This window comes from Jeotgalibacillus sp. 10bf12 (assembly GCF_055597105.1).
In genome coordinates, this window is the sequence record NZ_CP200276.1 from 126,116 (window position 1) to 140,234 (window position 14,119).

Annotated in this window: 15 protein-coding genes; 1 reads left to right on the plus strand and 14 read right to left on the minus strand. The window is 45.9% G+C overall.

Going from position 1 to position 14,119, the window contains the following annotated elements; genetic code table 11:
• Positions 1 to 276: 276 nt before the first annotated feature.
• The 7 genes from fabZ to DH10bf12_RS00590 form a co-directional block, all read right to left on the minus strand.
• On the minus strand, positions 277 to 699 hold the full coding sequence (gene fabZ, locus DH10bf12_RS00560; protein ID WP_471736689.1) for a 3-hydroxyacyl-ACP dehydratase FabZ: 423 nt from the start codon (positions 697 to 699) through the stop codon (positions 277 to 279).
• 14 nt (positions 700 to 713) lie between these two features.
• Positions 714 to 968, minus strand: coding sequence for a DNA-directed RNA polymerase subunit beta (locus DH10bf12_RS00565; protein ID WP_471736690.1), 255 nt, complete (start codon positions 966 to 968; stop codon positions 714 to 716).
• 15 nt (positions 969 to 983) lie between these two features.
• The gene (locus tag DH10bf12_RS00570) at positions 984 to 1,820 is read right to left on the minus strand and encodes a flagellar hook-basal body protein (protein WP_471736691.1); all 837 of its coding nucleotides are present in this window, start codon (positions 1,818 to 1,820) and stop codon (positions 984 to 986) included.
• Positions 1,821 to 1,832: 12 nt separating this feature from the next.
• Positions 1,833 to 2,672, minus strand: coding sequence for a flagellar hook-basal body protein (locus tag DH10bf12_RS00575; protein WP_471736692.1), 840 nt, complete (start codon positions 2,670 to 2,672; stop codon positions 1,833 to 1,835).
• Between the two features lie 118 nt (positions 2,673 to 2,790).
• Complete coding sequence (mreB, locus tag DH10bf12_RS00580) at positions 2,791 to 3,792, minus strand: rod shape-determining protein MreB (RefSeq protein ID WP_471736693.1); 1,002 nt, start codon at positions 3,790 to 3,792, stop codon at positions 2,791 to 2,793.
• Between the two features lie 343 nt (positions 3,793 to 4,135).
• Positions 4,136 to 4,399, minus strand: a complete 264-nt coding sequence (gene spoIIID, locus DH10bf12_RS00585) for a sporulation transcriptional regulator SpoIIID (RefSeq protein ID WP_404405327.1) — start codon at positions 4,397 to 4,399, stop codon at positions 4,136 to 4,138.
• 63 nt (positions 4,400 to 4,462) lie between these two features.
• Positions 4,463 to 5,149: a peptidoglycan DD-metalloendopeptidase family protein gene (locus DH10bf12_RS00590; RefSeq protein ID WP_471736694.1), complete on the minus strand. Its 687-nt coding sequence runs from the start codon at positions 5,147 to 5,149 to the stop codon at positions 4,463 to 4,465.
• A gap of 124 nt (positions 5,150 to 5,273) precedes the next feature.
• Here DH10bf12_RS00590 and DH10bf12_RS00595 point away from each other — a divergent pair, with 124 nt between their 5' ends.
• Entirely contained in the window at positions 5,274 to 5,708 is a 435-nt protein-coding gene (locus DH10bf12_RS00595) for a VanZ family protein (RefSeq protein ID WP_471736695.1), read from the plus strand.
• Between the two features lie 206 nt (positions 5,709 to 5,914).
• Here DH10bf12_RS00595 and spoIID read toward each other — a convergent pair whose 3' ends face one another.
• The 7 genes from spoIID to atpA all read right to left on the minus strand — a co-directional run bounded on the left by spoIID (position 5,915) and on the right by atpA (position 14,109).
• On the minus strand, positions 5,915 to 6,907 hold the full coding sequence (gene spoIID, locus DH10bf12_RS00600; RefSeq protein ID WP_471736696.1) for a stage II sporulation protein D: 993 nt from the start codon (positions 6,905 to 6,907) through the stop codon (positions 5,915 to 5,917).
• Positions 6,908 to 7,331: 424 nt separating this feature from the next.
• Positions 7,332 to 8,642, minus strand: coding sequence for a UDP-N-acetylglucosamine 1-carboxyvinyltransferase (gene murA, locus DH10bf12_RS00605; RefSeq protein ID WP_471736697.1), 1,311 nt, complete (start codon positions 8,640 to 8,642; stop codon positions 7,332 to 7,334).
• 452 nt (positions 8,643 to 9,094) lie between these two features.
• On the minus strand, positions 9,095 to 9,325 hold the full coding sequence (locus DH10bf12_RS00610) for a DUF1146 family protein (protein WP_471736698.1): 231 nt from the start codon (positions 9,323 to 9,325) through the stop codon (positions 9,095 to 9,097).
• 270 nt (positions 9,326 to 9,595) lie between these two features.
• Entirely contained in the window at positions 9,596 to 10,000 is a 405-nt protein-coding gene (locus tag DH10bf12_RS00615) for a F0F1 ATP synthase subunit epsilon (RefSeq protein ID WP_471736699.1), read from the minus strand.
• Positions 10,001 to 10,022: 22 nt separating this feature from the next.
• On the minus strand, positions 10,023 to 11,432 hold the full coding sequence (atpD, locus tag DH10bf12_RS00620; protein WP_404405340.1) for a F0F1 ATP synthase subunit beta: 1,410 nt from the start codon (positions 11,430 to 11,432) through the stop codon (positions 10,023 to 10,025).
• Positions 11,433 to 11,697: 265 nt separating this feature from the next.
• Complete coding sequence (locus DH10bf12_RS00625) at positions 11,698 to 12,561, minus strand: F0F1 ATP synthase subunit gamma (protein ID WP_471736700.1); 864 nt, start codon at positions 12,559 to 12,561, stop codon at positions 11,698 to 11,700.
• A 39-nt stretch (positions 12,562 to 12,600) separates the two neighbouring features.
• Positions 12,601 to 14,109, minus strand: coding sequence for a F0F1 ATP synthase subunit alpha (atpA, locus tag DH10bf12_RS00630; RefSeq protein ID WP_471736701.1), 1,509 nt, complete (start codon positions 14,107 to 14,109; stop codon positions 12,601 to 12,603).
• Positions 14,110 to 14,119: the final 10 nt, after the last annotated feature.

Sequence of the window (14,119 nt, forward strand, 5' to 3'; positions counted from 1 at the left end):
TGCTGTCCAGCTTCAGCAGGCAGGGGCTAGCACGTTTCCCTCGGGCTCTGTCCGATAAGTCAACATCGGCTCACTTCGTTCACCGTGTTTCCTTTATCTCCGACGCCTCAGTCCAACGTGTACGCCCCTAAACGCCTGCTTACGCTTTTCTAAACTGTCCAGCTTCAGCGCCTAGACCCTCGAGTCATAAGCCACACTGAGAAAATGGGAAAGGTCACCCATTTCTCTCAGTGCGTCTTATGCTTGTCGGGTCTGAGCAAGGCGCTTACGCTTTTCCTATTTAATCGCAAACATAATCTCCGTCTCACACGCGACTTCGCCATCTACAGTAGCTTTCGCTTTTCCTTTGCCGATTGGTCCTTTGATGCGGACGATTTCGACTTCGAGACGGAGCTGGTCGCCCGGCTTTACCTGGCGCTTAAAACGGCAGTTATCGATGCCTGTGAAGAAAGCAAGCTTTCCTCTGTAGTCTTCCTGCTTCAGCATCGCGACTGCACCTGTTTGTGCGAGTGCTTCTACGATCAGAACGCCTGGCATAACCGGATAATCCGGAAAGTGTCCATTAAAGAATTCTTCGTTGGCAGTGACATTTTTGATGGCAACTGCACGTTTGCCTTCTTCGATTTCCACCACTTTATCGATTAATAAAAATGGATAGCGGTGGGGAATAATTTCTTTAATCTGCTGAATGTCTAACATGAAAAAACCTCCTGCTATTCTGTATCCTGGGTGACCAGGTCTAGTATATGTGTCCATGTTTCAGGCTTAAGTGCATCTGCCGGTGAACCGTCTCCGATGACGCCATAGCCGACCATGAGGCCTACGACCAGGCTGAGACCTGCAAGCAGGATGATTAATAAAACTCTGATCAGAATAGGAAACAGACGGACCTGCACCCATTTCGGGGTTTTAGATTCCTTTTCCTCAGCTGCTGGTTTTTGCTTTTTTTCTGAACTTGTTTCAGACATATCGTGATAACTCCTTTAACGCAATCCGTTTACAAGACCGGACATCTGATCAGAGATTGAAACGGCTCTTGAATGAAATTGGTAATTTCTCTGAACTTCAATGAGCTCAGTAAATGCTTTTGATAAATCGACATTTGACTGCTCAAGGGCACCCTGTTCGAGCCCGATTGTCTGTCTGAGCCCGCCTTCCATCTGAACCATCAGTTCACCTGCTTCAACGCCGAGTTCTGCAAGGTTATCAGGCATGCCAAGGTAGACGCTTGAGACGCGGTCCATGAGCTGGGGACGCTGGATATCAACGATGCCAAGCTCTACATTCTGCTGGACGCCTCCTGACTCTACAAGAAGCGTGCCGTTATCCTGAAGCTGAATATTGTCTACCGGTCCATCAAGCATAATCAGCTCATCGTTTTGATTTAAAATGCCGTTCCCCTGCCCGTCTACGAGCATGACTTCATTGTCATTCACCGGTGTCAGGTATAGTTCACCTGATCGCGTAAAGTTCTGTTCTGACGTACCATCAGGAGATTGAACCAATACTTTGAAATACTGATTCTCTGATGTAAATGCAAAATCAAGTTCTCTGTCTGTCCGCTGCAGGGACCCTTGTGCACCGACCATTTGCGACTGTGAGATTCTTGCGCCGTTTCCAAGTCTCAGGCCGTCGGGTGTCATGCGCGGTGCCTGATCCTCCCGCTGGTTTTGTATCTGCTGATGAAGCAGTGAATTAAAGTTAGCGGTTGTCTGCTTGTAGCCTGTTGTTGCTGAGTTGGCGATATTATTTGAGATCAGATCAAGCTGCTGCTGCAGCTGATTCATTGTATTTGTTGCAGTTACCATATTGCGGATCATGATTTAGCCCCCTTAATTCAGCCTGCCGACTTCATTCACTGCTTTTTCCATACTGCGGTCATATGCCTGAAGTACTTTCTGATTTGCTTCAAAAGAACGGTATGACGTCATCAGGTCAGTCATCGTTCTCGCACTGTCTACGTTTGAACGTTCCAGTGAGCCCTGGTTCATTGAAAAGCCTGCGTCTGCTACATTGTAGGCATTTTCAAAAACAGTTCCTTCAGGTGCTCTGTATAGTTCATCGCCTTCTTTTACAAGGGCACGCGGATCATCTGAATAGGCAACGCCGATTCTGCCGATATTTACACCATTTTGAACGATCTGTCCGCCATCGGTTACTTCAAAACGGTCATTATCAAGCTCGATTCTCGCGCCATTTTCATCCAATACGTAATAACCACCCGGTGTTGTTAAAAAGCCTTCAGCATCCAGGGCAAAGTTTCCGTTTCGTGTATAGCGGTCTGTACCGTCTTCGTTTTCAAGGGTAAAAAATAGTGCGCCTGGAATGCCTGTTTCCTCGTTTACAGGGAGGTCTCCCTGCAAAATCGCCAGGTCTGTGGAAAGCCCTGTTTCACGCAGGTCTCCCTGTGTAAATAACGGGACTGCTTCCTGCATGTATACACCTGTGTTCAAGCCGCCGACTGGTGTCATTCTTGTGGACGACATTCCGTTTTGTGTCGGAACTTTGGAGCCTCCAAGACTTGAAAGCAGCATCTCAGGAAATGCTCTCATCGAAGCCTGATCCGCCTTGAAGCCAGGTGTATTTACGTTGGACATATTATTTGTCAGCATTTCGGTTTTTCTCTGCTGCGTGAGCATACCGGTAGCAACTGTGTAAAAGCCTCTGAACATTGTTTTCACCTCGTCATTTTTTACCCGTGACTTATTATAACAAGTTTCAGCAAAGTACGGATGGAATTTCTGGAGATTCCTCCTTTTGACATTGTCAGAAGGAACCTCCTAAAGTCCATTATCCCAGTTTTCGCTGAGGGATCTTATCAATATTTTCAAGCATGACGCCTGTACCGACTGCTACACAATCCATCGGGTTTTCGGCTACAAATACAGGAACTTTCAGCTCTTCTGCAAGCAGCATATCAATACCGTGCAGCAGCGCACCGCCACCTGTTAAGATCACGCCTCGGTCAATAATATCCGCTGAAAGCTCAGGCGGCGTCTTTTCAAGCACGTTTTTCGCTGCCTGGACAATAACTGATACCGATTCACGAAGTGCTTTTTCCACTTCTGCCGATTTAATCGTAATGGTACGTGGCAGGCCGCTGACCATATCACGTCCTCGGATTTCCATTTCTTCATCGCGTGAATCAGGAAATACAGTTGCAATTGTCAGCTTGATGGCTTCTGCAGTACGTTCACCGATCAACAGCTTGTATTCTTTTTTCACGTAATTTAAAATGTCTGAGTCAAACTGGTCACCGGCCATTTTGATCGACTGCGAAGTAACGATATCACCCATAGACAGAACTGCTACATCAGTCGTACCACCACCGATATCCACCACCATGTTACCGCTCGGCTGGAAGATATCCATTCCTGCGCCAATTGCAGCGACTTTCGGTTCCTCTTCAAGAAAAATGCGTTTACCACCGCTCTTTTCAGCTGCTTCACGAATTGCTTTTTGCTCAACGCTTGTGATATTTGTCGGGCAGCAGATCAGAATGCGCGGCTTAGACATTAAGCCTTTCAGATTCAGTTTATTAATAAAATGCTTCAGCATCGCTTCTGTCACGTCAAAATCAGCGATTACGCCATCTTTTAACGGTCGGATCGCTACAATGTTACCAGGCGTTCTGCCAACCATGTTGCGCGCTTCCTCACCTACTGCAAGGACACGGTTTGTATTTTTATCAATGGCAACGACAGACGGCTCATTCAGGACAATTCCTTTACCTTTTACATGGATCAGCAGATTTGCTGTTCCGAGGTCAATTCCAATATCTTTCGAAAACATTTTCTGGTTAGACTCCCTTCAGTCACTGGTTATAGTTTAGGACGGGTTGTGAGTGAAGACCGGGGGCAGACCCCTGCCTTCGTGAAGGTCAGGGTCTGACCCCATAGCCTTCACTGCACGCCGCCAAATATGTATGGAATCCGCCTTGTGTTTGTATACGCATATTATATCGGTCATTTTTACTAACTTTATAGATAATCTATGGTATAAAGTCATGATGGTGCTGAAGGCTGGGGTCTGACCCCCTACTTCAAAAAAAGCATAGTCCAATAAGTATATATTACCACAACTAAAAGGGGAGGTCATGAACCAAACAAACGTTTGATTCATGGCCTCCCCTTTTTCAGTTGGATTGTTGCTGCTGCTTTTCGTATTTGGCTTTAGTGGCTTCTCCGCCCCTTAAATGTCTGATCGCTTTATGATAATGAAGTATTGTTTTTACTTCGTCCGCGAGCGCAGGATCAAGTTTTGGCAGGCGCTCGGTTAAGTCTTTGTGCACTGTGCTTTTAGATACCCCAAAAATTTTTGCGATTGAGCGGACCGTTTCTTCTGTCTCTACGATGTGCCTGCCAGCCGAGATTGTTCTCTCTCTGATATACTCATGCACGGTGCCGGCCTCCTGTGGGTCCGTTTGTGCATTATATGCCGGCAGGCGGTTAAGATATACCTATTATTGCGTAATTGACATCGGGTCGATTGCCTGACCGTCTTTTAATACTTCAAAGTGTACGTGAAGGCCTGCTTCAGGGTTCAGTTCGCTGACACCGGACTGTGCAATGACCTGGCCCTGTCTGACTTCCTCACCCTCAGAAACCGTGATATCCTCGATGGCCTGATAGCGCGTGACATACCCGTCATGCTCGATTTCCACTGCGTTACCGATAAACGGATCCTCTTCCACCTGTGTAACCGTTCCGCTCATTGCAGCTGTGACTTCAAACGGCTCGCCATTTTGCACAAGGTCTACGCCAAGGTTAGGATAGTAAGTCTGGTTTACAACAATTAATGATTCCTGCTGTTCACTTGCGTCTGCTGTCTGATCATAAAATGCTTTATGAACAGATACTGCATCCGGGTCAGTGACTGGCAGGCTCATTGTTTCAGCGGGCTGATTGACTTCTGCTGTTTCCGGTGGACCGTAAGTATAATCGTTGGCTTCTTCCTGATAAACGTACTGACTTTCTGTTGACTCCTGTGCGACTTCTGAATCTTTTTGTCCCTGTACGAAAAATACAGTTCCAACCGCGAGCGCTGCACACCCAAGGTAAATGGCAGGTACCGCCCAGCGTTTTTTGAAAAACTTTTTAAAGCTGTCTGACAGGGTAGATTGATTTTTGTCTCCCTTAATCATTTTCATCACCTCAGCACTCATTTTGAACGCTTAGAGGAAATTCTATACATTGTCACAATTTTTTTCTTCAAACCTGTGTGCTGCATGATACAATCCCAAATAGTACACGACTGGGAAAGGATTCTGTTACATGATCAAATGGCTTAAACTGTTTATCACCACTCTGCCTTTTATATACATGATCCTGATCTGGGTCTTATCAAGCTTACCTCACGATGCAGTCATCAATCTGCCATACGGGTCATTTGACCGTTTTCTAAAAGAGTCTCTCCATCTAATTGAATTTGGCATTCTCCACTTCTTATTTATCGCGGCACTGCTTGTCCACGGAAAGCTGGGCGTCGCTACTCATACCCTTGCAGCTGTGTTTGCAGCGTTCTACGGCTTTATAGATGAAATACATCAGGCCTTCGTTCCATACCGCTCAGCGACGATGATAGACGCTGTAAAAGATGTGATCGGTGTACTGGCCGTCTATCTTCTGATTCAGCGCTTTTATTTCGTTAAAAAAAATAGCAGACTGAGAAAATGGTTTGCGCGTGTGGAGGAATATTTTCAAGTGTAGGGTGGATGCAGTGATACTGACGGTGGTGTTTTAGCGGACGAACGTCGTCTGTTTCCTGCTGAAGTAGGTGATGCGGCTGCCCAGTGCGCGACACACCCGGGTTGAGTGCTGTATATACACAATTGACTGCAGCTTGTACAAAACTGAATGCTGCACCTGACATCTCTCTAAAAAAGCAGCATTCCGCTACCGGAATGCTGCTTTCTTTACCTTTTCACCAGCAGCGCAGGAACCGCATCTCCGATAGAGGTGATCTCCACCCCGCTGAAATAATGCTGCACAATTTCTTTATAGCTGCTGCCTGCAAGCGCCATTCCATTTGCACCGTATTGACTCATCCCCACACCATGACCAAAGCCTTTGGTTTTTATCACAACCTCATCACCCTGCAGCACCCACTCAAAGTCGGTCGAGCGCAGATCAAGCGACTCACGGATCTCTCTGCCGCTATATGTTTTACCAGCAATTTCAACCGTCTTGATCCGATTACCAGGCGTCCGTTCCAGAATATTGCCCTGTTCCCCTGCTGTCAGAGTGATCCCAAGCTTCTCTTCGAATTCGTGTACCGGTATCTTTTTTTCATAGTAAAAACCAGGAGCCGCCTTCTCATCCCATTTACTTTCCACTGAAGCTAAATAAGGAACATCCTCTTCCCAATAATCCTTCGCGTTTTCAGTCCAGCCATTACTCGTTGAAAAAAAAGCAGCAGTAATCGGCTGTCCATCATAGGTGAGGATTTCACCTTTTGTTTCATTTACCGCATCATCAATCGCTTTTTTCTTCCACGCAAATTCGTCTTTCCAAATGTCTTTTAGTTCATCTTCATTTTTATATACCTGGTGCGTCGTGGTATCAGTGATCGGTTCATCACCGCTATGTGAGAGAAATTTCGTCACATACGTCCTTGCTGCGAGTGCCTGCGCTTTTAATGCTTCCTTCTCAAAAGAAGCCGGCATCTCACTTGCCACCACGCCCGATACATACGTTTCAAGGTCCACCGTCTCAACCTCACCACTCGCCTGTCTCATAACAGGGACAGCTAAATTAGCTTCAGTCTCCTCAACCTGTTCAGCCGGTTTCTCTTCTTCGGGCAAAGGGGTTCTCTGCTCTTCTTTCGGTGAAATAATGAACGCCGGAATTGCGAGTAATAGTATAAAGTATCCTGCAAATAACAAAAACAACTTAAGCCGCTGGTACATCCTCACCCCTCCAGACATAGGTTATGAGGGAGTATATGCAGCGAAGGCCGGGGTCAGACCCCGACCTTCAGGATTTCACTGGTGGAGGCGGGCGATGGGGGATGAAAAATTTAATTGATGATGGAATTAGTTTGAAAGGTGGTAGAATGATTGGTAATGCTGATAGATAAAACTAGTTATATTCGGCCTCAAGTAGAATGGACTGGAATGATGACGTAATACACTCTAAAGGTGATAGATAAATCGCAAAAGATGAGCGAATCCATCCACCTCTTTCTTACAACTTCAGCCACAACCCCTGTCTTAAATCTTTAAAACAAAAAAAGCAGTATACCCACGCCCCGGCGTGTGTATACTGCTTATAAACGCATAATTAGTTAGAAGTTCGTGATGTATAAGAATAAGAAGTATGAGTTCAGTAAAATTATACGCGAACTGCTGTTGCAGCAGCTTCTGCTCTTGCTTCTGTCTCTTCTTTAACACGTTCTACGTTTGCACCAAGTGCGACTAGCTTTTCGTGGAAATTAACATATCCACGGTCAAGGTGTTTTAGTTCCGTTACTTGTGTATAGCCTTCTGCTACGAGTCCTGCGAGAATGAGTGCTGCACCTGCTCTAAGGTCAGTTGCGGCTACTTCTGCGCCCTGCAGATTGCTTGGTCCGTTCATAATTGTTGAACGTCCTTCAATTTTAACGTTTGCATTCATGCGGCGGAATTCTTCAACGTGCATAAAGCGGTTTTCGAATACCGTTTCAGTGATTACGCCTGTGCCGTTTGCTGTTAGCATAAGTGCCATCATCTGTGATTGCATATCAGTTGGGAATCCTGGATGCGGCATTGTCTTGATGTCTACTGACTTCAGGTTGCCGTTTCCGATGACGCGTACGCCTTCGTTTTCCTCAATGACTGTTACGCCCATTTCCTTCAGCTTAGCGATTACTGAAGCTGAGTGTTCTGGTACTGCATTTTCGATTAAAACGTCACCTTCAGTGATTGCTGCTGCGATCATGAATGTGCCGGCTTCAATGCGGTCAGGAATAATTGTGTGTTCTGCACCGTGCAGTTCTTCCACACCTTCGATACGGATTGTATCTGTTCCTGCACCTTTGATTTTGGCGCCCATTTTATTCATATAGTTCGCCATATCTACGATTTCAGGTTCTTTTGCACAGTTCTCAATGACTGTTGTGCCTTCTGCAAGTGTTGCAGCTGCCATGATGTTTTCAGTAGCACCTACACTTGGGAAGTCCAGATAGATTTTAGCGCCTTTTAAGCGGCCATCTGTTTTTGCTTCGATAAAGCCATTTCCTACAGTTACATCTGCACCCATCGCTTCAAACCCTTTAAGGTGAAGATCAATTGGTCGTGAACCGATTGCACAGCCACCAGGCAGTGCAACTCTTGCGTGACCATTTCTTGCTAAAAGTGGTCCCATGACCTGAACGGATGCACGCATTTTACGTACATATTCAAAAGGTGCTTCAGGAGCAAGATCTTTGCTTGCATCCACTACTAATTTATTTTCTTCTCTTGTGTACTCTACTTCTGCATTTAAATGTGTAAGTACCTGATTGATTGTTTTTACGTCTGATAGTGCAGGTACTTCTAATAATGTACTCTTCCCTTTTCCAGCTAATAGTGCTGCTGCTAAAATTGGAAGAACTGCATTTTTAGCACCTTCTACTTTGACTGAACCTTGCAGCTTGTTACCGCCGCGTACGATGATTTTTTCCAAGTGAGTTCCCCTCCGCGTCTTCATTCTCATAATACTATTCATATTCAATATAAGTGACTGAAGTGATATCGTCTGCTTCAATCGCGCAATAGGCTAATCCAATAATTGTCTCATATACAAGTAAACTTTTAAAAAACTAAAACATTACAAATCTTATCATTCTAGAACTCTTTTATACAAGAGAAGAAAGTCATGATTCATGGCATTTTGACAAATTTTTCTCATGCCATGTCGGTAATATTGACAGTTTTTTCCTGCCTGTATATACTCAGTTCTCTTATATATGAAGAGTTCAAGATAGCCCCTACCGGTTTAGCAGCACATGCTAGACTATTCCACATCATACTAAAGTTAAACCATTTCTTCCTGATTTGGTAGTTACAAAAATCATATTTTTTTAAAAAGCAATGATAATCCCGCATGAAAACCTTTACATTGTGACAGAATTGTGCCTAAAAAAGTAAGGGCAGCTGCTGAGACCAGGTCGCATAAGATAAGAAAAAGTTTGCCACGGTAGAGCCTATTGCAATGCTCACCAGTATAAATAAAACTCTTGCCTGAAAAACTCTGTTTGGCCGGATCGCTTTGTCGAATCTGAGCGCCTGCATCGACCAGAATGTTAATGCAATAAACGTTAAATGGATAAGCATGCTGAAGAGTGCCTGCTGTCCGAACTCTGCCATAAACTGACTCCTTTCTGCCAACTTTGTCATTCTAACAAAGAATTCTTAGAATTCAATGAGAATGTGTGGGTAGATTCTAAAAATGCTCATAAAGTATGATGTCAGTCCTCTTAAAAGAAGGTGGATTGTAACCGCTGAACATACTCTTCATCATATTTTACTGCAATTAATGCGCTACAGGTTACATTTTTTAATTAAAAATTAAATAAAAACCGGCCCCTTACCGGCCTGGCATGGTTGCCATTCCGGGGAGGGTGCCGGTTAAATCAGTTACATTTTGTTTTCGTATACATCAATGCGGTTCATTGCACGACGAAGTGCAAGTTCTGCGCGTTTGAAGTCAACGTTGTCCTGTTTGGCCTGCAGAAGGCTCTCTGCCCGCTGCTTGGCTTCTTTTGCACGGTCGATATCAATGTTAGGCGCCGGCTCTGCCGCCTGCGCTAAGATTGTTACCTGCTCCGGGCGGACTTCAAGGAAGCCTCCGGTTACTGCTACAAATTCAGTGCGTCCTTCTTTTTTCAGACGGACAGCACCGATCTCAAGCGGTGCAACCATCGGGATATGCCCAGGCAGAATGCCGAGCTCCCCGCTCTGAGCTTTTGTGCTCACCATTTCTACAGCAGACTCGTACACAGGGCCATCGGGAGTAACGATATTGACGTTAACGGTCTTCATTTTTTTCCCTCCTGGTCCCTAATTATACTTCTACGCCCATTTTCTTAGCAGATTCGAGCACTTCTTCGATGCGTCCTACAAGACGAAATGCATCTTCCGGAAGATGATCGTATTTACCTGCAAGAATGTCTTTGAATCCTGCGATTGTTTCTTTAACAGGAACATAAGAACCTTTCTGGCCTGTAAACTGCTCTGCTACGTGGAAGTTTTGAGATAGGAAGAACTGGATACGGCGTGCGCGTCCTACGATCATCTTATCTTCTTCCTGAAGCTCATCCATACCAAGGATGGCAATGATATCCTGAAGCTCTTTGTAACGCTGAAGCGTCTGCTGAACTTCACGTGCTACTGCGTAATGCTCTTCTCCAACGATCTCTGGAGAAAGTGCGCGTGATGTTGAAGCAAGCGGGTCAACGGCTGGGTAGATACCCATTTCAGAAAGCTTACGCTCAAGGTTTGTTGTTGCATCAAGGTGGGCGAATGTTGTCGCCGGTGCAGGGTCAGTGTAGTCATCGGCAGGTACGTAGATCGCCTGGATCGATGTTACTGAACCAACATTTGTCGACGTGATACGCTCTTGAAGCTGACCCATTTCAGTTGCAAGTGTCGGCTGGTAACCAACGGCTGATGGCATACGGCCTAGAAGGGCTGATACCTCAGAACCTGCCTGCGTGAAACGGAAAATGTTATCGATGAACAGAAGTACATCCTGTCCCTGCTCATCACGGAAGAATTCTGCCATTGTAAGACCTGACAGGGCAACACGCATACGCGCACCCGGCGGCTCGTTCATCTGACCGAATACCATCGCTGTTTTCTTGATTACGCCTGAATCAGTCATCTCGTGGAAAAGGTCATTTCCTTCACGAGTACGCTCTCCAACACCAGCGAATACTGAGATACCGCCGTGCTCTTGTGCGATGTTGTTGATTAGTTCCTGAATCAGAACGGTTTTACCAACACCGGCTCCTCCGAAGAGACCGATTTTACCACCCTTGATGTATGGAGCAAGCAGGTCTACTACTTTGATTCCAGTCTCAAGGATTTCTGTGTCAGTTGAAAGTTGTTCAAAAGTTGGTGCTAAACGGTGGATCGGGTCACGCTGAACGCTTGCATCTACATCTCCTGCAAGGTCGATCGCTTCTCCAAGTACGTTAAATACGCGTCCAAGTGTCGCATCTCCAACAGGAACAGTAATTGGCGAACCAAGGTCCGTTACTTCTGCTCCACGCTGGATGCCGTCAGTGGAGGACATCGCAATGGTACGAACAGCATCATCACCAAGGTGAAGTGCTACTTCTAACGTTAGTACATCTGCTTCTGCTGAGCCTGATGCTACTGTTAGAGCGTTATAAATGTCAGGCAGCTGGCCATTGTCAAACTTAATGTCAACAACTGGACCCATGACCTGTAAAACGCGTCCTTTATTCATCATTTTCCCTCCTAGCTTGCTTATGGAAGCCGAGCGGGAAAGCCCGGCTGATATGGTTTTCTGTAACGAGAGATTGATCTGCGCTTCGGGCGGACGCTTTCCGGGCGGTGGTCGCTGAGCCTCCTCAGGCAAGCCTTGCGGGGTCTCAGCTATCCCACTAATCGCCCCGGAGTCGCCGCCCTACGCTCCGATCAACTCTCTGGGCAAATCTTTATACGTTTCAGATAAGGCTGGTAAAACAAATTACTAACCTACCTGAACTTAATTAGTCTTCTAACGCCGCGGCGCCGCCGACGATTTCGGTGATTTCCTGAGTGATCGCGGCCTGGCGGGCACGGTTGTATGATAATGATAGTGAATCGATAAGCTCTTTGGCGTTGTCCGTTGCACTCTTCATTGCTGTCATACGGGCAGCGTGTTCACTGGCTTTACCGTCAAGCAGTGCGCCGTAGATCAGGCTTTCTGCGTATTGTGGTAAAAGCACTTCAAGGATTGCTTCAGGTGATGGTTCAAACTCATATGATGTCATGCCGCCTGTTTCAGCTGCTACATCTGTCAGAGGGAGAACCTTCTTCTCTGTTACTTCCTGTGAAATTGCGCTGACGAAGTGGTTGTAGTACATGTAAAGCTCGTCAAAAGCTTCATCTGCATACATGCCCACTGCTTTCCCCGTAATTTCTTTAATATCAGCAAAGCTTGGCTGGTCGGGTAACCCAATGATGCTATCGATGATATTCATGCCTTTTTTAGCAAAGAAGTCACGTCCTACACGTCCGACTGCAAGGATCACATACTCATCTTTGCTTGAGTGACGGGTGTTAATCGCATTCATTGCTGAACGGATTACGTTGGAGTTATAAGCTCCTGCAAGTCCTCTATCAGAAGTGATGACGAGATAAGCAGTCTTTTTCACCGGGCGAGTGCTGAGCATCGGGTGTGATGCATCTTTTGCGCCTGTTGCAATTGAAGCAACCACTTCCTGAATTTTATTCATGTAAGGGTTGAATGATTTCGCGTTATCCTCTGCACGGGACAGCTTGGATGCGGATACCATTTCCATTGCTTTAGTGATTTGACTTGTCTTTTTCGTCGACGTGATTCTGTTTTTAATATCGCGTAACGATGCCACTGGTTCTCACCACCCTTTAAAGTTGAAATGCTGGTTTAATTACTCGCTTTTAGCAAAAGTCTTCTTGAATCCGTTGATTGCTGCTTCCATATCACTGTCTTCAGGCAGACCTTGCGTTGTGCGGATGTGATCCAGCAGTTCTTTGTGGTTTTGATCCATCCAGCTTAGGAATTCGTTTTCGAAACGGCGAATGTCTTCTACTGGGATATCATCAAGGTGTCCTTTAGTTAATGAATAAAGGATCATTACCTGCTTTTCTACTTTAAGCGGTTTGTTCAGGTCCTGCTTTAGTACTTCAACAGTACGTGCACCACGGTTCAGTTTTGCCTGAGTTGCTTTATCAAGGTCAGAACCGAACTGCGCGAATGCTTCAAGCTCACGGTATGCTGCAAGGTCAAGACGCAGTGTACCGGATACCTTCTTCATCGCTTTGATCTGTGCAGATCCACCAACACGGGATACTGAAAGACCGGCGTTGATCGCAGGACGTACACCCGAGAAGAATAGATCTGACTGAAGGAAGATCTGTCCATCAGTAATTGAGATTACGTTCGTTGGAATGTAAGCTGAGATATCCCCTGCCTGTGTTTCAACGAATGGTAGTGCTGTGATTGAACCTGAGCCCAATGTTTCATTCAGCTTCGCTGCACGCTCAAGAAGGCGGCTGTGAAGGTAGAATACGTCACCAGGATATGCTTCACGACCTGGAGGACGGCGAAGTAGTAGTGATAGTTCACGGTATGCAGATGCCTGTTTTGTTAAGTCATCATATACAACAAGCACGTGCTTGCCATTTAACATGAATTCTTCACCCATTGTTACGCCTGTGTAAGGTGCTAGGAATAATAATGGTGCAGGCTGTGATGCTGATGCCGTTACGACGATTGAGTAATCAAGTGCGCCGTGCTTACGAAGCGTTTCAACTGTACCACGTACTGTTGATTCTTTTTGTCCGATTGCAACGTAGATACAGATCATGTCCTGGTCTTTCTGGTTCAGTATTGTATCGATTGCTACAGATGTTTTACCAGTCTGACGGTCACCGATGATTAGCTCACGCTGACCGCGGCCGATTGGAACAAGTGCATCGATTGCTTTGATACCAGTCTGAAGCGGCTCGTGTACTGACTTACGTGCCATTACGCCTGGTGCCGGGCTTTCGATTGGACGTGATTTAGAGGTGTTGATCGGACCTAGACCATCAACTGGCTGTCCAAGCGGGTTTACTACGCGGCCGATCATTTCTTCTCCAACTGGAACTTCCATGATACGGCCTGTACGGCGAACTTCGTCGCCTTCTTTAATGTCTCGGTATGGTCCAAGAATAATGATACCGACATTGTTCTGCTCAAGGTTTTGCGCCATACCCATAACGCCGTTAGAGAATTCTACAAGCTCTCCAGCCATAACGTTATCAAGGCCATGAGCACGTGCGATACCGTCACCAATTTCGATAACCGTACCAACCTCCGTTACTTCAATATCCGATTGATAGTTTTCAATCTGCTGTTTAATCAGCGCACTGATTTCCTCAGCTTTGATGCTCATGAATGTCACC